Source organism: Microvirga arvi (assembly GCF_016892765.1).
GTDB lineage: Bacteria > Pseudomonadota > Alphaproteobacteria > Rhizobiales > Beijerinckiaceae > Microvirga > Microvirga arvi.
Window position 1 is genome coordinate 64,353 of record NZ_JAFEMD010000019.1, and the last position, 21,084, is coordinate 85,436.

General features: G+C 57.8%; 23 protein-coding genes. 16 read left to right on the plus strand and 7 right to left on the minus strand.

What is annotated here, in order from left to right:
- Nucleotides 1–4 precede the first annotated feature (4 nt).
- Complete coding sequence (locus ILT44_RS13830) at nucleotides 5–922, minus strand: dihydrodipicolinate synthase family protein (RefSeq protein WP_204240176.1); 918 nt, start codon at nucleotides 920–922, stop codon at nucleotides 5–7.
- Between the two features lie 119 nt (nucleotides 923–1,041).
- On the opposite strand from ILT44_RS13830, the gene ILT44_RS13835 reads away from it, so the two are divergent.
- The 7 genes from ILT44_RS13835 to ILT44_RS13865 all read left to right on the plus strand — a co-directional run bounded on the left by ILT44_RS13835 (nucleotide 1,042) and on the right by ILT44_RS13865 (nucleotide 6,802).
- The gene (locus ILT44_RS13835; protein ID WP_204240177.1) at nucleotides 1,042–1,689 is read left to right on the plus strand and encodes an RraA family protein; all 648 of its coding nucleotides are present in this window, start codon (nucleotides 1,042–1,044) and stop codon (nucleotides 1,687–1,689) included.
- A gap of 7 nt (nucleotides 1,690–1,696) precedes the next feature.
- Nucleotides 1,697–2,515, plus strand: coding sequence for a FadR/GntR family transcriptional regulator (locus ILT44_RS13840; RefSeq protein WP_204240178.1), 819 nt, complete (start codon nucleotides 1,697–1,699; stop codon nucleotides 2,513–2,515).
- Nucleotides 2,439–3,410: a Bug family tripartite tricarboxylate transporter substrate binding protein gene (locus ILT44_RS13845; RefSeq protein ID WP_204240179.1), complete on the plus strand. Its 972-nt coding sequence runs from the start codon at nucleotides 2,439–2,441 to the stop codon at nucleotides 3,408–3,410. Before ILT44_RS13840 ends, ILT44_RS13845 begins: the two co-directional genes overlap by 77 nt.
- A gap of 100 nt (nucleotides 3,411–3,510) precedes the next feature.
- Complete coding sequence (locus ILT44_RS13850; RefSeq protein ID WP_204240180.1) at nucleotides 3,511–3,984, plus strand: tripartite tricarboxylate transporter TctB family protein; 474 nt, start codon at nucleotides 3,511–3,513, stop codon at nucleotides 3,982–3,984.
- Between the two features lie 6 nt (nucleotides 3,985–3,990).
- A complete protein-coding gene (locus ILT44_RS13855; protein WP_204240181.1) occupies nucleotides 3,991–5,487 on the plus strand; it encodes a tripartite tricarboxylate transporter permease in 1,497 nt (498 codons plus the stop codon).
- Between the two features lie 17 nt (nucleotides 5,488–5,504).
- The gene (locus ILT44_RS13860; protein WP_204240182.1) at nucleotides 5,505–6,002 is read left to right on the plus strand and encodes a 2,4'-dihydroxyacetophenone dioxygenase family protein; all 498 of its coding nucleotides are present in this window, start codon (nucleotides 5,505–5,507) and stop codon (nucleotides 6,000–6,002) included.
- Between the two features lie 20 nt (nucleotides 6,003–6,022).
- The gene (locus ILT44_RS13865; RefSeq protein ID WP_204240183.1) at nucleotides 6,023–6,802 is read left to right on the plus strand and encodes an SDR family NAD(P)-dependent oxidoreductase; all 780 of its coding nucleotides are present in this window, start codon (nucleotides 6,023–6,025) and stop codon (nucleotides 6,800–6,802) included.
- Between the two features lie 347 nt (nucleotides 6,803–7,149).
- Here ILT44_RS13865 and ILT44_RS13870 read toward each other — a convergent pair whose 3' ends face one another.
- Together ILT44_RS13870 and ILT44_RS13875 are read right to left on the minus strand one after the other, a co-directional pair.
- Nucleotides 7,150–7,935 carry an SDR family NAD(P)-dependent oxidoreductase gene (locus tag ILT44_RS13870; protein ID WP_239468223.1) on the minus strand — a complete coding sequence of 262 codons (786 nt, stop codon included), beginning with the start codon at nucleotides 7,933–7,935 and terminating at the stop codon, nucleotides 7,150–7,152.
- Nucleotides 7,936–7,971: 36 nt separating this feature from the next.
- Nucleotides 7,972–8,832, minus strand: coding sequence for an IclR family transcriptional regulator (locus ILT44_RS13875; protein WP_204240185.1), 861 nt, complete (start codon nucleotides 8,830–8,832; stop codon nucleotides 7,972–7,974).
- Between the two features lie 130 nt (nucleotides 8,833–8,962).
- On the opposite strand from ILT44_RS13875, the gene ILT44_RS13880 reads away from it, so the two are divergent.
- The 9 genes from ILT44_RS13880 to ILT44_RS13920 all read left to right on the plus strand — a co-directional run bounded on the left by ILT44_RS13880 (nucleotide 8,963) and on the right by ILT44_RS13920 (nucleotide 17,175).
- Complete coding sequence (locus ILT44_RS13880; RefSeq protein ID WP_204240186.1) at nucleotides 8,963–9,946, plus strand: C4-dicarboxylate TRAP transporter substrate-binding protein; 984 nt, start codon at nucleotides 8,963–8,965, stop codon at nucleotides 9,944–9,946.
- Nucleotides 9,947–10,002: 56 nt separating this feature from the next.
- Complete coding sequence (locus ILT44_RS13885; protein ID WP_204240187.1) at nucleotides 10,003–10,533, plus strand: TRAP transporter small permease; 531 nt, start codon at nucleotides 10,003–10,005, stop codon at nucleotides 10,531–10,533.
- Nucleotides 10,530–11,828: a TRAP transporter large permease gene (locus ILT44_RS13890; protein WP_204240188.1), complete on the plus strand. Its 1,299-nt coding sequence runs from the start codon at nucleotides 10,530–10,532 to the stop codon at nucleotides 11,826–11,828. The genes ILT44_RS13885 and ILT44_RS13890 overlap by 4 nt, the downstream gene beginning before the upstream one ends.
- Before the next feature lie 19 nt (nucleotides 11,829–11,847).
- Nucleotides 11,848–13,029: an ABC transporter substrate-binding protein gene (locus ILT44_RS13895; RefSeq protein ID WP_204240189.1), complete on the plus strand. Its 1,182-nt coding sequence runs from the start codon at nucleotides 11,848–11,850 to the stop codon at nucleotides 13,027–13,029.
- Nucleotides 13,030–13,041: 12 nt separating this feature from the next.
- Nucleotides 13,042–14,184: a CaiB/BaiF CoA transferase family protein gene (locus ILT44_RS13900; RefSeq protein WP_204240190.1), complete on the plus strand. Its 1,143-nt coding sequence runs from the start codon at nucleotides 13,042–13,044 to the stop codon at nucleotides 14,182–14,184.
- Between the two features lie 20 nt (nucleotides 14,185–14,204).
- Nucleotides 14,205–14,747, plus strand: a complete 543-nt coding sequence (locus tag ILT44_RS13905; RefSeq protein WP_204240191.1) for a MaoC family dehydratase — start codon at nucleotides 14,205–14,207, stop codon at nucleotides 14,745–14,747.
- Between the two features lie 365 nt (nucleotides 14,748–15,112).
- On the plus strand, nucleotides 15,113–15,565 hold the full coding sequence (locus tag ILT44_RS13910) for a MaoC/PaaZ C-terminal domain-containing protein (protein WP_204240192.1): 453 nt from the start codon (nucleotides 15,113–15,115) through the stop codon (nucleotides 15,563–15,565).
- An 18-nt stretch (nucleotides 15,566–15,583) separates the two neighbouring features.
- Nucleotides 15,584–16,315, plus strand: coding sequence for an SDR family oxidoreductase (locus ILT44_RS13915; protein ID WP_204240193.1), 732 nt, complete (start codon nucleotides 15,584–15,586; stop codon nucleotides 16,313–16,315).
- Between the two features lie 23 nt (nucleotides 16,316–16,338).
- Nucleotides 16,339–17,175 carry a fumarylacetoacetate hydrolase family protein gene (locus tag ILT44_RS13920; protein ID WP_204240194.1) on the plus strand — a complete coding sequence of 279 codons (837 nt, stop codon included), beginning with the start codon at nucleotides 16,339–16,341 and terminating at the stop codon, nucleotides 17,173–17,175.
- A gap of 314 nt (nucleotides 17,176–17,489) precedes the next feature.
- Here ILT44_RS13920 and ILT44_RS13925 read toward each other — a convergent pair whose 3' ends face one another.
- The 4 genes from ILT44_RS13925 to ILT44_RS13940 are packed head-to-tail and all read right to left on the minus strand — an operon-like array spanning nucleotide 17,490 to nucleotide 21,081.
- Nucleotides 17,490–18,281 (minus strand): SDR family NAD(P)-dependent oxidoreductase, encoded by a 792-nt coding sequence (locus tag ILT44_RS13925; RefSeq protein ID WP_204240195.1) that lies wholly within the window; start codon nucleotides 18,279–18,281, stop codon nucleotides 17,490–17,492.
- Complete coding sequence (locus tag ILT44_RS13930; RefSeq protein WP_204240196.1) at nucleotides 18,268–19,275, minus strand: zinc-binding alcohol dehydrogenase family protein; 1,008 nt, start codon at nucleotides 19,273–19,275, stop codon at nucleotides 18,268–18,270. Before ILT44_RS13930 ends, ILT44_RS13925 begins: the two co-directional genes overlap by 14 nt.
- Nucleotides 19,276–19,315: 40 nt before the next feature.
- On the minus strand, nucleotides 19,316–20,425 hold the full coding sequence (locus ILT44_RS13935; protein WP_204240197.1) for an enolase C-terminal domain-like protein: 1,110 nt from the start codon (nucleotides 20,423–20,425) through the stop codon (nucleotides 19,316–19,318).
- Nucleotides 20,426–20,427: 2 nt separating this feature from the next.
- On the minus strand, nucleotides 20,428–21,081 hold the full coding sequence (locus ILT44_RS13940; RefSeq protein ID WP_204240198.1) for an RraA family protein: 654 nt from the start codon (nucleotides 21,079–21,081) through the stop codon (nucleotides 20,428–20,430).
- Nucleotides 21,082–21,084: the final 3 nt, after the last annotated feature.

Here is a 21,084-nt window from a genome sequence, read left to right on the forward strand (position 1 = left end):
GCGTTCATGATACTTGATGTTCAAGCCTCTCGAGGTCGCGAAGCAATTTTCTCATTTCCAGAAGACCGAACTCTGTCGGGCTGATGGCGGGGGCGCGATCAATAACCTCACTTAAGCCCAGTCGCTCGGCCATCAGGCGCTTGCCGTAGCAGAGCAGGGCTGGGATGGACCGGATCATATAAACGATGAGGGGTAGAAGCTCCTTGTGGAGGCGCTCTGCTTCGGCAAGGGCCTCGGGAGAACTGTCGCGAAACAGTTCGTAGATTTTCACCTGGACGGGGAGGCAATCGGGAGCGGGGATCAGGCCCGCCGCTCCGGCTCTGAGGATTGACAGGAACTCAATCCCCCCATGGCCGCCAAACACTGCAAGCTTTCCATCAGTGTCGGCAATCAGGCGCTCCGTCTCGACCGCCGTGCCTTCGCCCTTGAGGACCGTGATGTTAGCGTGTTGGCGATGCAGCGTCACCATCCCGTCCACGGACAGCCAGACGTCGAGGTTGAAGGGGTTGTGCTGGATTGCCACCGGGCAATCGAGTGCATCGGCGACCTGTCCGAAAAAGCGGATCAGCTCCAGCTCGCCGCCGCCTCGCGCCGGAGGCGGCTGCAGGATGACCCAATCCGCGCCTGCGGCCCTGGCCTCGCGTGCGAAGGCGATCTGGCCTGCGATCGACGGCTCGCCGATGGTCACGGCATAGGGAACGCGTCCTCGATTGAGCGACCCGACAAGTTCGACGACTTCCATGCGCTCGCGCACATCCATCTTGTTCACTTCTGTCACGAGGCCCAGTGCCATCAGCCCGTGCGCACCGGCTTCGATGCAGTGCTCGACCTGAAGCCGCATGGCCTCTGCGTCGAGGCCACCATGACTGCCGAAGAAGGCATAGAGAACGGGGTAGACCCCGTGAAAGGCATACTGGTCCAAGTTTTCCTCCCTTACGACAAAGGTATGATGTTAAACATCATATGTTCGTTGCTATAACCATCGTAACGCGGCTTAATCCTGTCAAGCCCGCTAAAGACGGGTTGTATAAGGAGAAGAAAATGACGTCTCTCGCAGAACGGCTGCAGGAGTGCTATTCGGGCGCAGTCTATGACGTCATGCGCGATATGGGCCTCGCGCCGCGCGTGCTGTCGCGCAGCATTCTTGGCCTTACCAAGGATATGAAGGCGGCAGGCCCGGTCTTCACCGTTCGCGGACGTCCAGACAACACTGTGAGCGCCCATGAATCTCTTCTGGCTTGGACGGGGCTGCTGTCGAAGGCGCCTGCAGGCCATGTCGTCGTATGCCAGCCGCAAGACGATCTGAGGGCTCTCATGGGAGAGCTTTCAGCCGAGACCCTGAAGCTTCGCGGCGTTCGCGGCTACATTGTCGATGGTGGCTGCCGAGATACGAGCTTCATAGAAGCCGAAGGCTTTCCCGTCTTCTGCCGTTACACGACACCCATAGACATTGTGGCGGGCTGGATTCCCGAGGCGTTCGACGAGCCAGTGACGATCGCTAATGTGGTGATCAATGCAGGCGACTACATCCTGGCGGATCGCGACGGCATTGTGGTTATCCCGAAGGATGATGCAGAGAACGTAATCGCCAAGACCGAGGAGGTCATCCGGACGGAATCAGCTCTGCGCCAGGCGATCCGTGGTGGGCAAGATCCCCAGGAAGCTTACCTCCAATACGGCAAATTCTGAGACGGTGATGGTACAGGGCTCGAAACCGGGAAAGATCGGTGCTGTGGTGTCCGGGCTTGGCTCGGAGATCATACGCGGAGCATTCCTTCCCGGTCAGGCGCTCCCTCCTGAGCACGAGCTTGAGGCGCGTTTTGGCGCCAGCCGGGGTGTTATCCGCGAGGCGATCAAGATGCTGGCAGCCAAAGGGCTCATCAGCGTCCGCCCGCGCTTCGGGACTCATGTCAAGCCTCGCCATGATTGGAGCCTGCTCGACCGGGAGCTTCTGGGATGGCTGGCAGGAGACCAGGGGCTCGACCGCACTCTACTCCTAGCCTTCGAGGAAACTCGCGCCATCATCGAGCCTGCGGCGGCAGCCCTCGCTGCCCGAAGAGCTGAGCCCGAAGATGTGCGGCGGATTATGGCAGCGCTCGATGCAATGGAGCACGGGCGTTCCGATCGGGCCGCCGCGATTGCGGCTGACAAGGATTTCCATCTGTCGATCCTGGAGGCGACCCACAATCCTGTCCTGCGTAGCTTTCGCGGCGCGATTGATGCCATCCTGAGCGCTGTATTCGATGTCGCCGTCGAAGCTTTTGAGGGAAATCTCGGCAACCACGCGGCCGTCGCGCACGCCATCGCACGGGGAGACGCTGATGAAGCCCAAAGATCGATGGAGCAGCTACTGGGCTACACGCTTCATCATCTGAGCCCCGCGTCAGACAAGACGAACAAGATTGTTCGGAACAATACAAACCCAAGGGAGAACAGACATGACGTTCAAGAAAATCCTCGCGTTCGCGGCAGTGGCCGCCGTGACAAGCCTGCCCGCTCAGGCGGCGTGGCCTGAGCGCCCGATCACGCTCATCGTGCCATGGGCTGCCGGCGGCGGTACGGATGCGGTGGCCCGCATCGTAGCCGCGGGGCTCGAAAAGGAACTCGGCAAGCCCGTCAACGTGGTCAACCGTACCGGTGGAGGCGGCGTTGTCGGCCATACAGAGATCGTCAACGCCAAGCCCGATGGCTATACCATCGGCCTCGCGACAGCTGAGGTCACAACCTATTACTGGTCCAATACGGCTCCGTTCACGTATGAGCAACTGACGCCGATTGCACTCGTCAATTTCGATGCCTCTGCCTTCAACGTCTCCTCGTCGAGTCCCTGGCAGGACCTCAAGGCCGCTCTTGAAGACATTCGCAAGCAGCCTGTTGGACATTATAAGCTCTCAGGCATGGCCGCCGGCGCTGCCTATCACCTAGCCTTTGCGGGCCTGCTGAAGCTCGAGGGCATCAATCCCAAGAGCGTGACCGTCGTGCCGAGCCAGGGTGCGGCTCCCGGTTTCCAGGAGCTGGCCTCTGGGGGCGTCCAGATCGTTCCGTCCTCGCTGCCGGAAGGCAAGCCGATGATTGATGCCGGCCGGGTGAAGTCGCTTGCAGTCCTGGCCAAGGAAAAGATCGCGGCATTTCCAAACGTACCTACGGTCAAGGAAACCATCGGCAAGGATTATTCGGGCGGAACATGGCGCGGCATCGCAGCGCCCGCCGGTCTTCCACCAGAGGTAACGGCCCGCCTGATCGCTGCGGTTGAGAAGGTGGCGACGGGTTCCGAATACAAAGGCTTCCTGAACGATCGTGGCTTTGGCTACGCCTTCGAGAAAGGCGAGGCCTTCAAGACCTTCCTCGCGGAGCAACATAAGAACAACGGCGAGGTCATGGCCGATCTCGGTCTGAAGCTGCGTCAGTAGGCGGTCCTCTACGTCTGGCAATGCCGGAGCTTCAAGTGTCGATGCGGGCAACGATCGGATTACCGTGCTGCTGCCCGCATCTCTGCCAAGGGGGCTTCTCATGAAGATCAATGATGTGACAGGCGGTGTCCTGTTCCTGATTCTAGCCATCACGCTGGGAGTGGGAGCGTGGCACCTCCCCAATCCTGGAGAGCAGATCTTCGGTCCGTCGACCTTTCCACTCGTGATCGCCACCCTGCTCGCCCTGTGCTCGGTCATCCTGATGGCCGGTGGATTGCGATCCGCCGGCGATACGCCGCTTTTTGCCCTTTCTGACTGGACGAGCGAACCGGGGCTCATCGTCCGGTTCCTCCTCGTGCCTGCAGCTGTTTTCACCTACGTGACGTTCGTTGAGGCTGTTGGATTCCTTCCTACTGCATCGGCGATCCTATTCGTGCTGTTCCTGTCCGGTCACGTGCGCCCCTTGCGGGCCGCCATTCTGTCCGTCTGCATGGCCATTCTCGTCCACACGATCTTCTACGTGGGCCTTAGCGTGCAGCTTCCCTGGGGGATCATGGACCCCGTGCGCTGGTGATGTTTCATGCTTGACGCTTATCTCACAGCCTTTGGAATGGTGTTCGAGCCCTACGTGCTCGCGGTGATTTTTGCCTCGGCGATCTACGGGCTCGTCGTGGGCTGCATCCCCGGCCTCTCGGCCACGATGGCGACGGCCCTTCTCGTGCCGCTCACCTTCTTCATGCCGCCAGTGCCGGCCGTAGCCGCCATTGTCACCACCAGTACCATGGCGATTTTCTCAGGCGACATTCCCGGGTGCCTCCTGCGGATTCCCGGGACACCCGCGTCGGCGGCTTATGTCGAGGACTCCTATCAGCTGACTCTGAAGGGGAAGCCGGAGCTGGCGCTCGGCATCGGATTGTACTTTTCGGTGATTGGCGGCTTGTTCGGGACGGCCGTCATGATGGTGGCTTCGCCGGCCATCGCCGAGTTTGCGCTGGGCTTCGGCTCAGTCGAGTTCTTCTGGATTGTGGCCATGGGCCTGGGCGGCGCTGTGTTCATCGGCTCCTCAAGCCCCCTGAAGGCCTGCATCGCACTCCTGCTGGGCCTTGCCATCGCGCTGATCGGCATGGACAACCCGGCAGGCCAGCCCCGGTTCACTTTCGGCACAACCGGCTTGCTCGGTGGCATCTCACTGATCCCCATGATGGTCGGGATGTTCGCGGTGTCCGAAGTTTTACGGCACATGGTTTCGAGACAGGCGAAGGCTCAGATCGCTGTCAGCCATATCGGACCGATCTTTGCCAATATGTGGAAGTTGACCAAGCAATATCCCTGGCAGCTCATCCGCGGCAGCGCACTTGGAACGGTTATCGGCATCCAGCCTGGCAGCGGCGCGGACATGGCAGCGTGGATGTCCTATGCTTTGAGTAAGCGGTTTTCCAAGGAGCCGGAAAAGTTTGGCACCGGGCATCCGGAAGGTCTCATTGAAGCTGGGGCATCAAACAACAGCTCGCTCGCTGGCGCCTGGATCCCGGCCCTGGTTTTCGGCATCCCTGGGGACTCGATCACAGCCATCGCTATCGGCGTTCTCTATATGAAGAACATGGCGCCGGGACCGACGATCTTTGTAAACAACCCGCAGAACGTCTATGCGCTCTTTCTGGTGTTCGTCCTCGCAAACCTCCTGATGCTTCCGCTGGGCTGGGCGATGATCAAGGTTGCAACCCGGATCCTGCGTGTCCCCCGCGACATCCTCATGCCGATCATCTTGCTCTTCGCCATTGTCGGGGCCTTCGCTATCAACAACTCGCTGTTCGACGTGGGCTTGATGCTCGGCTTCGGCATCCTGGCCTTCTTTATGGAGGAGAACGGCTTCCCGGTTGCGCCGACGATCCTCGGGGTGGTGCTGGGGCCGTTGCTCGAGGAGAACTTCATCAATTCGATGATCAAAGCCGACGGCAACCCCATTGGCCTCGTGGACCGCCCCATTGCGGGGGTGCTGGCCGCGATCACCATCGGCATGATGGTCTGGACCATCTGGGCAGCCCGGAAACCGAAACATGCCGCAACCACCGTCTGAGCGCAGGAGACCATCCTATGTACCAAGCCATGAAAGGCTCGACCCATGTTCTCGCTCCTCACGAGATCGCCGTGACGGCGATCCCGGAGGACGAGCGCGTCTGGGTCCCCCAGGCGCCCAACGTCTGGTTCCGTCCGCTGATGCTCAATACGCTCCAGGGACAATGGTGCAACCTCCTGCGCGTGAGGCGCGCCGGGGTTCTCTCGCGGCACCTGCATCCGAGCCCGGTCCATGGTTTCGTCCTGAAAGGCTCGTGGCGCTATCTCGAGCACGATTGGGTGGCCACCGAAGGCTCGTACGTCTTCGAGCCGCCCGGTGAGATACACACCCTCGTCGTCCCGGATGACGTGCCAGAGATGATCACCTTCTTCAACATCAGCGGCTGCATGTACTACGTCGATCAGGACAACAAGCACGTGGGATTCGAGGACGTATTCACCAAAATCGACATGTGCCGGAAGCACTATACCGAAGTCGGTCTTGGTGCCGATTATGTCGACCAGTTTGTGCGCTGATATCAAGTCAGGGATATGGAATGACTGATAGTCCATCAGGCGGAGCACGGAACCCCGAAGCACTCTCCGGGCAGTGGGCAGCGCAGTGGTATTCCGAAAAGCGAGTTCTCATCACAGGCGGAACCTCGGGGATCGGCGCCGGCATCGTGCGAGGGTTTCTCGAAGCAGGCGCCGAGGTTGTTGCTACGGGAGTTACCCAGGCTGAGGTTGATAGGGCAGGGGAAATCTTAGGGAACGCCGACTGCAGGGTACTCGATGTGCGGGATGGCAAGACCGTTGGAACTTTGGTCGACGGTCTTGGCGCTCTGGACATCGTGGTCAACTGCGCCGGAGTGATCCGGCGCATCGATGAGTTTGATCCCGCCGTTTTCGAAGACGTTATCGATATTAATCTAGCGGGCACTATGCGCGTGTGCATGGCCGCTCGACCGCTTCTTGCTCGCTCGCAAGGGGCGATCGTGAACCTGGCCTCGATGCTGTCCTTCTTCGGCGGCGGGCTGGTGCCGGGTTACTCTGCGAGTAAAGGCGGCATCGCGCAGCTTACGAAATCGCTGGCTATTGCATTCGCGGCGGACGGCATCCGAGTCAATGCCATAGCTCCCGGGTGGATTCAAACGCCCCTGACCGCCGCCCTGCACCAGAATGAAGACCGTAGCCGCGCCATCCTGGACCGGACTCCTTTGAAACGTTGGGGTCAACCCTATGACCTCGCTGGCCCCGTCCTGTATCTCTGCTCCCCAGCGGCCGCTTTCGTGACAGGGGTTATTCTGCCCGTTGATGGGGGCTATGCGATCTTCTGAGCAAGCCTCTCTGACTATGAGACGGCCAGGTGACGCAGGCCAACATTGTGAAGCGGGCGGTCTGCTCACAGAAGGGCCGGATTGGCGGAAAACTTAACGCTTCCCACTCCACGTTGAATATCGTCACAATGTCTTGGATCTGCTCCCCCTTAAACAGACGCGGTCGGCAGCCTCCGGTCTTCGCGGAGGTAGTCCTATTGTCTAAACCGCCAATGTTAATGCACCGAAGCCGAGGGCGGCGGCTGAACCGCAGTGGAAATCCAAAGGCTCCTTGAGATTACGGCGGGGGCTTGTTAGCGAGTCTCATTTGATTCCAGAGATAGGTACACTCTGAGTCATCAGCTCGCTTACGGCATTAGAAGCCCCCCGTTCACTTCGATGATTTGCCCAGTAATGTAGCTGGAGAGGAGTCCACTAGCGAGGAAGAGATAAGTGCCTGCGCAATCTTCAGGTGTACCAATTCGTCGTAACGGGATCATTTGTTCCGCTGTGTTCATGGCCTCCAGAGAGGTTAGTTGATCATGCAGCGGTGTGCGTATGAACCCTGGGGAGACGGCATTCACTCGGATGCCCTCCGGCGCTAGCTCACGCGCGAGGGCTCGTGTGAGTGTGCTCACGCCTGCCTTGGCAGCCGCGTAGATGCCAGACCCAGGGCCACCACCCATCCGTGCTGCGATCGATGTGGTGTTAATAATAACACCGGCTCCACTGCTCTTGAGAAACGGCCTGGCGGAACGGCAGCATTCAAACGTTGAGGTCAGGTTTAAGTCGATAATGCGACGGTAGTCATCATCATCTGTTTCGCTTGCCGGTTTTCGTTTAACCAGATGGCCAGCATTGTTGACGAGAATATCAAGACCTCCAGCTCGTTCGGCGACCCGCCGGACTAGTGGAGCGCCCGCACCCGGCCGTGCGAGGTCTGCAGCTTCTGTGAACGCTCGTCCCCCTGCCTGCGTGATCTCGGCGACCAGCGTTTGAGCTGCTTCAACGCTTTGGTTATGATGAACGGCAACTACTGAACCGCAGCTTGCAAATGCACGAGCCACCGCGGCCCCGATGCCTGTGCTGGCGCCGGTGACGAGCACGGTCTTGTCCCGAAGATCATCGAAGCCGTACCGCCTAAGGCTGTGCATAGATGCTTCGGACCTAGCCAAGTCCTGAGTTGCCATTCAGAGCTCCCTTCCTTTCGCGCGGTCGAGCCAAGTTTGATAATCGCCCGCTCCTAATGACTTGGAGATTTCGGCGGCGGCGGCTCTGATCTTCTTTCGAGTGATATCCATAGTCGGGTTCGGATGCGAGGCTGCAAGAAACGGTACGGCCAGCACGGCCACGACCTCGCCGCGCACGTCAAAGATCGGCCAACAAATATCAACAACAGCATCGAGCCATTCGCCTGCAATCTCCTCACAGCCGCGTTGACGGATCAGTTCGAGCCGTTGGTCAAGATCCCTCGGCACTTGGCGTTCGGCGCCTTCTGGGGTCGGAGCCCGAACTTTCTGAGGAACTTGGAGGTCAGGGCTCAAGGCGATGATCACTCGGCCTGATGCTGTCGTGGCTAATGGAAAGCGCGTGCCTGCCCGGACGAAAACGCCAGCCGGTCCAGGAGACTCGATTGCAAGGATGACAAGTTGCTCCCCTTCATTTGCAATCGAGAGATGGCATGATTGCCGAAGGTCGTTCGCCAGTGAGCGCATTATGGGGAGCGCCACGTCGACTAGCTTCTTGCTTGGTGGGAAGCCATGGGCGAGCTCAAACAGGCGAGCAGAAAGTTGATAGCTGTCATCCTGGAGGCGTGAGATCCAGCCCCGTCTCTGGAGAACAGAGAGGATGCGGAACAGCTCGCTTGGCGAGCGTCCGAGGCTTTGCGAGATCCCGGTCAGTGTGATCGGTCGCTCTTGTACCGCCAAAAACTCTAGAACATCGAGGCTCTTCTCGAGAGCCGGGACAGAGTAGAGCCGGCCGCTGTCGCTCCCCTCTTCGGGATTAGCTGGGGCAGACGCGATGAGTTTCGTGTTGACAGAGCTCTTCATAGCGATCTAACTTTCACATAGAAAAACAAAATTCACCACGGAAAAAGTGAGTGAAGGTAGGAAACGCCGTGATAGCTGGTTCTGGCAGCAGTCACGTAGACATAATGTCTGCACAAATCTGGAGGGTTCCATGCGCCTAGTTATGATAGCGTCAGCCATCGCCTTCGCTGCCACGCTTGTAAATTCTGCCTCAGCCCAGGAATATAAGCTGCGCTTTGCGACCTCGGTCGCGAATACTCAGGAAGCGTCTTTCAAGGAGATGCAGGCCTTTGCCCAGCGTGTGAAGGAGCGCTCAGGCGGTAAGCTTGACCTTCAGCTTTTTCCAGGAGAGCAGCTCGGAGCCCAGAAGAAGGTCAACGAGATGATCAGCTCGGGGGCCAATATGATGAATATGACTGACTACGGACAGTTAGGTCAGTTTCTGCCAGATGCTGGCGTTCTCGCAGGCCCCTACATCTTCGGCGACCTTGCTCAAGCAGATCGTCTCTTCAAGTCGCCGGTGTTTAAGGACTTATCAGACCGCCTTGAGCAGAAGGGCATCAAGATTGTCATGGCAAATGGCTTGTTCGGCGCACGCCATATGCTCGCTGATAAGCCGATCAAAAAGCCAGAGGACCTGAAGGGTCTTACGATGCGGGTGCCGCCATCCCCCATCATGGTGGAGACATTCAAGGCTTTCGGTGCCCGTCCGACTGAAATTGCCTGGGGTGAAGTATATAACGCACTGCAGTCCAACGTCGTAAATGGTGCTGAGGCTCCGTTTGGCGCCATCTGGGGGTCAAAGCTGCAGGAGGTGCGGAAGGTCGTCTCTAAAACCAATCACCAGCTCATGTTCACTGCGTGGGTGACGAGCGCGAACCTATTCAAGTCGCTGCCGCCAGATCTTCAGAAGATCCTCATTGAGGAAGGGCAAACGTCGGCTGCAAATCTGACCAAGGCCACTGTCGATGAGGATGATCGTTTCGCCCAGCAGCTACAAAAGGCCGGCGTCCAGATCGTGACCGATGTTGATATCCCGGCCTTCCAGAAGGCGAGCGCCAGCGCGTATCAGGCCATGCCGAACCTCACACCGGGTTTCGTTGAAAAGGCCAAGTCCGCGATGAGCGGAAGCTAAGCGTATTGAGCGCGTGCGGCACAGGTGCCGCACGCTACGCCTATACGGAGTGTTCCATGGCTAGCTTGTCCTTAAGCGCTGGCGCCGGTCGGCTCGATCTGCGACGCCTGCTTCTCGACCAAATCGAAGATATTATCGCTGGCCTGGCGATGGTGGTTGTCATCGGGTCAGTCCTATGGGGCGTGCTAACACGTTATGTGTTCCCTCAGCCCGCCGCCTGGAGTTACGAGGTTGCCACGATTGGCTTTGCTTGGCTCGTATTCTTCGGCGCGGCAGGAGGCGTACGGTATAGGCTGCATTCCGATATCGATGTGCTGGTCGCATATTTTCCAGAACAATGGCAGAGAGCCATTGCCATCTTTAACTACTGGTTAATTGCAGTGTTCTTCGCAGCACTCGCAGTGTTCTTCGTGATCCATTCAATCGATGCTCACGGCTCTGTTACCATCGCACTAAACCTTCCGCGCTCCGTGATCTACGCTCCCCTCGCTGTCGCGACCGCGCTGATGTTGGTCCGACATGTTCAGGTCTGGCGCAACCCTGACCGCTTTGTTGCTGGTGCTGTTCGCGAGGCCAATATCACATGAGCAATCTGCTACCCTGGCTTCCCTCGATCCTGATGTTCGTCCTGTTCGCACTGCGGACGCCAATAACCTGGGCGATGGCAATCGCTGCGTTACTGTTCTTCGTTATCAATCGACAGGACGTGCCACTCTCAACCTTCTCGCAGGAGCTAACAGAGGGTACGCAATCGATCACACTGCTCGCCTTGCCATTCTTCGTCTTGGCAGGCTCGATCATGAACGCTGCTGGCATCACGCGGCGCTTGCTAAACGTGGCTGAAGTGCTTGTTGGTCATATGACCGGCGCCCTAGCCCAGATGTGCATTGTGCTCTCGCTATTGCTCGGCGGGCTGACAGCTTCGTCAAATGCTGATGCAGCCATTCTAGCAAAGACAATCGGGCTGCAAATGACCCGGCGAAACTACTCGCCGGCCTTCGCTGCTGTTATCACGTCGTGCTCATCAATCATCACAGCCCTCATCCCTCCGTCAATCGGGCTGATCATCTACGGCTATCTGACAGAGACATCTGTCGGACGGCTTTTTGCTGGCGGCATCGTGCCGGGAATTATCCTGACAGCCGGCCTGATGGTTACGACGTGGTTTGTCGCCAAACGTCGCGGCTATGCGCCTCAGCGGACGACATCACCGAGTCTGTCCGAGCTCAGACATGCGGTCCTTGATGGGTTGTGGGCATTGTCGATTCCGTTCGTCATTTTGTTTGGAACGCGCTATGGCATCTTCACGACCACGGAGTCCGGTGCAGTCGTAGTGGTCTACGTTCTCTTCATTGGTCTTGTCGTATACCGCTCATTCTCTATCCGGGACATGCCAGCCATCATCCAGGACGCAGTTCTTGATACGAGCGCCGTCATGATCATGATCTGCGCAGCGTCAGCCTTCGGCTTCTATCTTGCCTGGGAGCAGGTTCCACACCTAATGGCCGAGGGTCTCACTAGATATCAGTGGGATCCCTTCACCTTGCTTCTCGCAATCAACGCCTTGCTCATTGTCATTGGGACTGCAATCGAAGGCTCCTCGGCATTGATCGTGTTAACCCCGATCCTCCTACCAATCATTCAGAAAGCCGGTATTGATCCCGTGCATTTCGGAATCGTGATGGTCACCAATCTTACAATCGCGGGAGTGACGCCGCCCGTAGGCGGGATGATGTACATCGCATCGCGCGTGCTCAATGTTACCATGCGGAACTACGCCGTTGAAGTGATGCCGTTTCTGGTGGTCATGTCCATACTCCTCATTATTCTCAGCGCCTTTCCCGGCCTGACTCTGTGGCTGCCCAACTACTTCTATAACTGAATTGAATGGAGACCTGCCCGTGTCTAACATCGTGCTCAGGGGCATGACCTGGAACCACCCTCGTGGCTTCGATCCCCTTGCTCGTGGGGCTGCTGCCTTCGAAGCGGCTAACCCCGGTGTGACGATCCAGTGGGACAAGCGTAGCCTGCGTGAGTTTGGCGAGGCACCACTTGAGCGCTACGCCGAGATATATGATTTTATCGTCATCGATCACCCCTTTGTTGGCTTTGCCGCGGCACATCCCTACCTCGTTGATTGGACACAGATCCTCTCGGCTGACGAGCAAGAGAAGTTCGCTTCGGACAGCGTAGGCGGCACGTGGTCGTCCTATGCGTACCGAAACGGAATCTGGGCTCTGCCTCTCGATGCAGCGACACAGGTCTCCTCCTACCGACCTGACTTGCTTGCGGAAATGGGAGATGAAGTTCCCAAGACCTTCGACGATGTGCTGACCCTTGGACGGCGAGCGCGAGCGCAGGGGCAGTGGATCGTAACCACGGCGTTTCCAACGGATGCAATCAGCACCGTGATTTCGATTGCAGCCAACCTCGGTCACCCAATTGTAGACGAGACAGAAACGTTCCTGCCGGACGATTTTGGGCGGGAAGTTATCTCGCGCTTCCACGCCTTAGTGGATGTCGCCCATCCCCATGCAACGACTATGAACCCCATCCAGGCATATGAGGCCATGGTAAATGGTAATGACATCGTCTACTGCGCGTATGCTTACGGCTACACGAACTACGCGCGAGAAGCCGATCGGCCGCGACTTCGCTTTGCCAATGCTCCATCCCATGGCACTCGCGGATGTGCCGGAACCCAACTCGGCGGAACCGGAATTGCGGTGAGTGCGCTCTCAAAGAGCCACGACATGGCAGTTGCATATGCTCGCTGGCTCGCAAGCATCGAGCATCAAAGAGGCGAATACGTTCGCCTTGGGGGGCAACCCGGTAGCCTAAGCGCCTGGACAGATCCCCACAACGATGCCCTCTGCGGTGGGTTCTTCAAGGATACATTGGAAACGCTGCAGACAGCTCACGTGCGCCCCCGGTTCGACGGCTGGATCCCGTTCTTTGAGGAAGCTGGAGATCGAATAACAGCATGTTTGCGTGGCGACATCAGTGACGCATCACTGCTCACATGGCTCAACACTGAGTTCTCCGCGGCACAAGCCCGCGCTCGCGTTGGTGCGGATAGCTGAAGGAGTTGTGCGATGCGTCCGTTAGAAGGTTTGCTTGTCCTCGACCTCAGCCAGTTCCTTTCAGGTCCCAGTGCCGCGCTCCGCCTCGCTGATCTTGGGGCCGACGTCATCAAAGTAGAGCGTCCGGACAAGGGGGATCTCTGCCGACAGCTATATATCTCAAATCTGGAGCTAGATGGGGATAGCACGCTCTTTCATACCATTAACCGGAACAAGCGTAGCTATGCCGCAGATTTGAAGAACCCTGAGCACCTGGCAAAGCTGTGGAAGTTGATCGAACGTGCAGACGTCCTCATACAGAATTTCCGCCCGGGTGTCATAGATCGTATCGGCCTTGGCTATGAAGCAGTTTCTAAGGTCAATCCCCGCATCGTGTACGGCAGCGTCACGGGGTATGGTTCGGATGGGCCTTGGGTTGATCTACCCGGACAAGATCTCCTCGCTCAAAGCCGCTCAGGCTTTGTCTGGTTGAACGGTGACTCTGACGATGGCCCGGTCCCTTGCGGCATCGCAATAGCCGATATCTTGAGCGGCGCTCACCTCGTTCAAGGAATTCTCGCCTGCCTGGTCCGGCGTGGAATCACAGGGCAAGGCGGTCACATCGAGGTCAGCCTTCTCGAGTCGATGTTGGACTTCCAGTTCGAAGTCCTAACAACCCACCTCAACGATGGTGGTCAGGAGCCACGACGGAGCAATGTAAACAACGCTCATGCCTACCTTGGAGCGCCATACGGTATCTATCGGACTATCGACGGATACCTGGCCGTCGCGATGGGATCGGTCACTCGCCTTGGGGAACTGCTTGATTGCGAGCCGCTAACCGCACTTTCCGACCCAAAGACGTGGTTTACGCATCGTGACGAAATCAAAGCCATCCTAGCCGAGCACTTGAAGACCCGGTCGACACAGGACTGGCTGGACCGTCTGGTTCCAGCAGATTACTGGTGCGCTCCTGTGATGACCTGGAGCGAGCTTCTGGAGCACGACGCCTTCCACCGACTCGACTTCCTCCAAGAAGTCACGCGTTCGAGCGGGGCTCGTCTTACCACCACCCGCTGCCCAATCACCATCAACGGCGATCGCCTGCGTTCTGCCCTAGGTGCTCCGAAGATAGGCGAGCATACGACTGAGATTGATGCAGCCTTCGGGCTGTAGCTGTCCAAGGAGAGATATCGATGACCAAGAACCCCAATCCCGATCCCTCCAGCCACAAATCAATCCCGGTCTGGAACATGGAGACGTGGCTCTTCGAGGACTTGGAGGTCGGAGAGCGAAAGCGATCCATTCGGCGCACTATCTCCGAAGGCGAGGCGATGCTGTTCAACAGCCTTGTATTGGACATGCATCCCTATGTTGGAGACGAAATATTCGCCAAGGAGGAGGGGGTATTTGGTCGACGCTTAGTATCAGGTGCTCAGGTGTTCAGCTATGGCCTGGGCCTGTTTGCACATAACAATACTCAGACATTTAGCTACGGTTACGACAAGCTGCGTTTCGTAAAACCGGTTTTCATCGGTGATACTATTTATGGAATTCGGACCTGGCTACGGAAGCAGCCGAAGTACCCTGAGATGGGACTTGTCGTGTGCAGCTACGAGATCTTCAAAAACGAAGGCGAGCTTGTGCTCTATACAGAGCATCTGCAGACAGTGCGCTACCGAAATGCTGAGATAGCGCGTGCCGGGCACCCTACCGAGGAGACAAGTGCCGATGTTTGATCCAATTGCTGAGCGGCTTAAGCATCGCTGCACGGGGGTTACGAACACTGTCTTGCGTGCAATGGGTCTGTTAGATCCCAAGCTACCAGCGGGTTCTGACTGGCGATAGCACGCCACCTGAGCCTATGACCTCTTTTATCGTGGTGGGACCATCATGGGGCTAACGTGGGACCCCTTGCTTAAGCCATGCACTGTTGAGCCTATTCGCTTGGCACGTGAGCGAGTCACAGTCAGTCCTGATCAAATCGGCGAGAATGCTGAACGCGTGACTGCCGTCATGAATGCATAGAACACTATACCTTGCATCAAGGTCAGACAAAAAGCGCTACAGCGGTAAAACTCTTTTTTGCGGCGGGATCTTGCATATGGAACAGACCATATATTTCGAGGAATACGAGATTGGCCACGTCCGTCTAACAACTGGACGCACGATCACCGAGACGGATTTTGTGGTTCATGCTGGTCATACAGGCGACTTCTTTCCACATCACATGGACTCCGAATTTGCCAAGACGACACCCTTCGGGCAGCGCATCGCTCATGGCACCATGATCTTTTCAATCGGAGTCGGATTGACTGCCAGTTTAATCAATCCTGTGGCCTTCTCTTATGGCTACGACAAGCTTCGCTTCGTGCGTCCTGTATTCATCGGTGACACCATCCGCACTCGGGTCACGATTTCGGCAAAGGAGGACGACCCTAAGCGCCCGAATGCTGGTCGCATTGTTGAGCGGTGTGAGGTGCTCAACCAGCGGAATGAGGTCGTGCTCGTGACCGATCACATTATCATCGCCGAACGCCGCACTAAGACAGCATAAGCCGAAAAGGGCAGAGTTATGACTAACCTCAATGGAAAGACTGTGCTTGTGACAGCGGCTGCACAGGGTATCGGCAGGGCATCGGCGCTCGCATTCGCCCGCGCTGGAGCCCGCGTCCATGCCACAGATATCAATCAGATGCTGCTGGACGAGCTGAAGGGGGAGGCGGGGATAGTCACGCGCCGCCTCGACGTTCTGGACGAGGCTGCTGTGAAGGAGATCGTTACAGAGATTGGTGCGGTTGACATTCTGTTCAACTGTGCCGGCTACGTTCACGCCGGCGCCATCCTGGATATGAAAGATGAGGATCTGGAGTTCGCCTTTGATCTTAATGTCAAAGCAATGGTGCGTACAATCCGCGCTGTCCTTCCTGGTATGATCGCACGTCGGGATGGAGCCATTATCAATATGGCGTCCGTCGCCAGCAGCATCAAAGGCGTGCCGAACCGGTTTGCTTATGGGGTTACGAAGGCTGCAGTCCTCGGTCTCACAAAGTCTGTAGCGATTGACTACGTTGCGCAGGGCATCCGCTGCAACGCAATCTGTCCCGGCACTGTCGAGAGCCCGTCGCTGGTCGAGCGGCTAGAGGCACAGGGTGATTACGAGACCGCGCGGGCTGCGTTTATTGCTCGTCAGCCCATGGGGCGTCTCGGAACGCCGGAAGAGATTGCAGATCTCGCAGTCTATCTGGCCGGCGCCACCTACACTTCCGGCCAAGCTTATTCTATCGACGGCGGCTGGACGATCTGAGTTCAAAAAGGGAGACCAAAACAATGAAGCTGTTACGCTATGGGCAGCCAGGCTCTGAACGACCGGGCCTGTTGGACAATGCCGGCAACATCCGTGATCTGTCAGGCCATGTGGATGACCTTTCTGGGGGAATGTTGGACCCTAGCTTCCTTCAGGAGCTAACTGAACTCAATCCAGAGTCCCTGCAGGGCAACCCACGCATTGGCCCTTGCGTCGCAGGCACCGGTAAATTCATCTGCATCGGTCTCAACTACTCCGACCATGCGGCTGAGACCGGCGCGACGGTTCCACCCGAGCCTATCATCTTTATGAAAGCGACTTCAGCCATTGTCGGCCCCAATGAGGATCTGGTTATTCCTCGTGGGTCCGAGAAAACGGATTGGGAGGTCGAACTCGGCGTCGTGATCGGCCGGACGGCAAAGTACGTGAGTGAGGTAGAGGCCCTCAATTACGTGGCCGGTTATTGCACCGTACACGATGTATCTGAGCGCGCGTTTCAAACGGAGCGCCAAGGCCAGTGGACGAAAGGCAAGTCCTGCGACACCTTCGGTCCCGTCGGCCCCTGGCTTGTAACCAAGAATGAGGTGCCGGATCCGCAGAAGCTCCCTATGTGGCTGACAGTCAATGGTGAGACGATGCAGAATGGCTCGACAAAAACCATGGTCTACGGGGTGGCTTTCCTTGTCTCCTATCTTAGCCAGTTCATGTCTCTGCGCCCTGGCGATATAATCAGTACCGGCACACCGCCTGGTGTTGGTATGGGTATGAAGCCGCCCTGTTATCTAAAGCCTGGCGACATCGTCGAGCTCGGCATCGAAGGACTCGGCGCGCAAAAGCAAAACGTTAGGGCAGATGACTAATGTTGCTTTCTCCTAGAAAGTGGCCCTCCCTAGCGCCTAAACAATTGTGAAGATTGAGATGACCGTTGAGGTGGACGGTGTCCGTCCAACTTACATTCACTCACGGCACGCTCACCAAGGTGGGTTCGTGCCGGCGAGCTTGATTGGCAGACTGTAGCGACAGCAGTTGCACGAAGCCGACCCTCTGGTTAGCAGCCAGAAGTCCCAAGACATTCTTCGGAGGGAGCTTGAAACTGGGCCCTTACACCCATTGATGCATGGAAACGGCCAGCTGCTGAAATAATGGTGCTGCTTCATCGACCGCCCGTGCCAGATCAAAACCCGTGCAGTGCACCTCCATCGACAACCAGCATATGCCCAGTAACGTAATTGGCAGCTTTAGAAGCTAGATACGTCATGGCCCAACCGATATCGGACTCTTCTCCAAATCGCGACATGGGGATCCGGTCGTTTATCTTCTGCCTCCGTGCGGGATCTGCGGAGGTTGCTTGGCGAAACAAAGGTGTGTTGATCCATCCAGGAGCAACGCCGTTTACACGCACGTTATTCGGCGCCAGTTCTGTAGCCATGCTACGGATCATCCCAACATAAGCTGCCTTGGCCGCGGCATACCCTGTAACCATAGGTATGCCCAGAAAAGAACTCATCGAGGCGGTGAACAGCAGGGACCCATTGCCACCGCGCTCGATCTGCGGAAGGAAGGCGCGGGACAGGGCGTAAGCGCCGGTGACATGGACGTCCATTACGGCTGTAAAATCGGAAACCGACATGTCAGCGATCGGCTTCTTCACCGTATTGCCGGCATTGTTGACCAAAATAGACACTGATCCGAATGCCTGCTCGATCGAGTCTGCGAATGCCTGCGCCCGATCGGTGTCACGGACGTCGAATGGCAGGGTGCTGCATTGGGCTCCTAGGGAAGCCTGGGCGGCCTGCAGCTTTGGCTCATTAGTGCCGGTGATCGTCACGCGGGCGCCCGCCGCGATGAAGCAACGTGCGATTGCCAGACCGAGGCCGCTGCCTCCGCCAGTAATTAATCCATGATGGCCCTCCAGGCTGAAGGCGTTAGGAAAATCGTGTGTCGATCTGATATTAGGCTCGTTCATCGACATCCTCCGATAGCTGCACGAGAATTTTGGTGAGTGCGCCCGGGTCAGCGCTCCACTCCGCCATGGCGGAGCAGGCATCCTCTAAGCCCACTACACGCGAGATGATCACGTCACTGGCAGCAGGATTGCGCTTGAGGTACTCGATGACGTCGTGGAAATCGGACAGTAGCGCGCCGCGGGAGCCGCGGATATTGATCTCCTTCATGACGAAAAGTCGCGTCTCATAAAGGACGGGGTTCTTGGCATACCCGACATAGATCACGCGACCGCAGGACGCCACAATGTCGACCGCCTGCCGGAACGTCTCCTCCGCTCCGACGGCCTCAATGACAACTTCTGGGCCGTCTTCTCCGATCATATCCTGCAGGGCTCGATCGACACACTCCTGTGCCGCATCAATCGTTGCATGCGCTCCCAGCCGCACCGCGCGGTCGAGCTTGGAGCGACTCAGATCGACGGCGATGACGTGTGCGCCCATGCTCAGGGCTCCCAGAATAGCCCCGAGGCCGATCACGCCGCAGCCAAGAACAACCACCCGCTCCTCTGGCACGATTTCCGCTCGTCGTGCCGCATGGAAGCCCACTGCGAGTGGCTCGATCAACGTCAGGGCACGCGTTTCTAGGCCGTTTACCGCAACAACTTTGCCGTATGGTACGCAGACCAACTCAGTCAGTGCGCCTTCACGCTGCACACCTAAGGTTTTGTTGTGCTTGCAGGCGTTGGGTCGGTTCATCCGGCAAGCATTACAGGACCCGCAGTTGAAGTAGGGAAGGATCGTGACCCTCTGGCCGGGCTCAAGCGTGGGTGGGACATTTTGGCCAGTTTCGACGATCACGCCTGAGATTTCATGTCCGGGAACACGGGGATAGGAGACAAGGGGGTTTGTACCGCGGTAGCTGTTCAGGTCCGAGCCGCAATATCCGATATAAGCAATGCGAACCGCGACCTCCCCGGGAGCCGGTCGCGGCATATCGATGTCGACCATCGCCATCGTGCCTGGACGTTCGATCAAGACTGCTTTCATAGCGACCTCAAACCACCTTCATGGTGCAGGCGTCGATGTCATCCCAGTCAAGCTCAACACCCAGGCCTGGCCGATTCGGCGGAGTGGCTAGGCCGTCCTTGATCTGCAACGGCTCTGCTAGTCCGAATGAGAATCCCTCCACGGGATATAGAAGCTCGAAAAAGTCACAATTCTTCATGGCCGCGCAGCAATGAAGGTTCACGATTTCCAAAGGGTGGAAGATCGAAGTGTGGACTTCGCAGTTCACTCCGAAGGCTTCCGCGAGCCGAGCCGTCTTCATCACCCCGGTGACGCCGCCGGTCCAGGAGACGTCAGCCCGAACCCGGTCGACCACTCGGGTCGCGATGCACTCAGCGATGCTGTACGGGTGCTTTGCCAGTACCTCTGTACCGACAATGGGGATCTCCAAGGTTCGCGACAGCTCCCTCAGTGCGTGGACATCCTCGTCATAGAGGGGCTCCTCGAACCAATAGTAATCAAGCTGTTCCAAAACCCTCCCGAATCTGATGGCCTGCTCGAGATTGTAGACAGACACCGGGTCGGACATTAGGCGGAAATTAGGTCCAACTGCCTCTCGGACCAATCGATGCGCCTCGAGGTCCTCGTCGATATCGTTTCCTGGCGTGTGCAGCTTGTAAGCGCGCAGCCCTTCCGCCTTCGCCCGCAGGGCCTCAGCGACATAGTCCTTAGGTTCAGAAAGGATCATGGAGCTGCCGTACACCGGCACCGACTCGCGGTAGGCACCGAGATACTTGTACAGCGGCTGTTCCGCGGCCTGCGCCGATAGCAGCCAAAGGCAGGTATCGAATGGGCCATAGGCGTAGATCGGAAGATGTCCCCACCATCTGTCGGCAGTGCGGAATTCGTGCCAAGCCTTCTCGCGGTCGCGGGGATCCCGGCCGATCAGGAACGGGCGCACACTGTCGGCGATGAGCTTGCCCGCCCCTTCGGCAGACCGGCCGGCAAAACCGAACATAGAGGCGGAGAGGCCCTCGTCAGTCTTGACAGTCACAACCAGGAACTCAAACCCTTGGAAATCTCCCGTTCGAAAGGCGCCGGCTTCGAATTGCTCAGGCTTCTTGCGGCAGCACCGCATTTCGACATCGACGATCCTCATGATCAGAACTTCCCGTGCTTCAGGTACGCTTCCTGGGGATCGACACCCGATAGGATGGCCGACCGCACCTGATTCTCCGTACTGATTGCAACCTCAGCGGCGTCGATGATATCCATCACCCGGTCCATTGGGACCCTGATTAGCCCATCGCGGTCCCCGACCATATAGTCGCCCGGCGCAATGACGACATCGCCGATCTTGATGTCGACGTCTAACGCGCGCGGAAGCCAGTACCCGACAATGTCGCGCGGAGTATAGCCCCGGGACCATGTCTGAAACCGCATACCCAATAGGAAGTTGACGTCCCTGACATAGCCGTCGGCTACACAGCCGCGGAGCCCCTTGTTCTTTAGGGTTTCAGCCGAGAGCTCGCCCATATGTGCGACAACGCGATCGTTCGGCTGCGACACCCAGATGTGGCCAGGCTTAGCCTTCGAGAGCAGCCCCGTCCAAGCCAGGAGAGTCTCATGCGGGTCGGCGTTGCGATCGACCCGGCCCTCGATTGTGAAGGCCGGCCCAGCCATCGCCTGCTCCGGCATGAGCGGCCTCAACTCCACCGGGAGCGTGAAGTCCCGCAATCCCATGGCGCGCATCACATCGTGAACGACGCCCGTGTAGCAGTTCTCCAGTCGAGCGGAGATATCGTCGGTAGACATGGG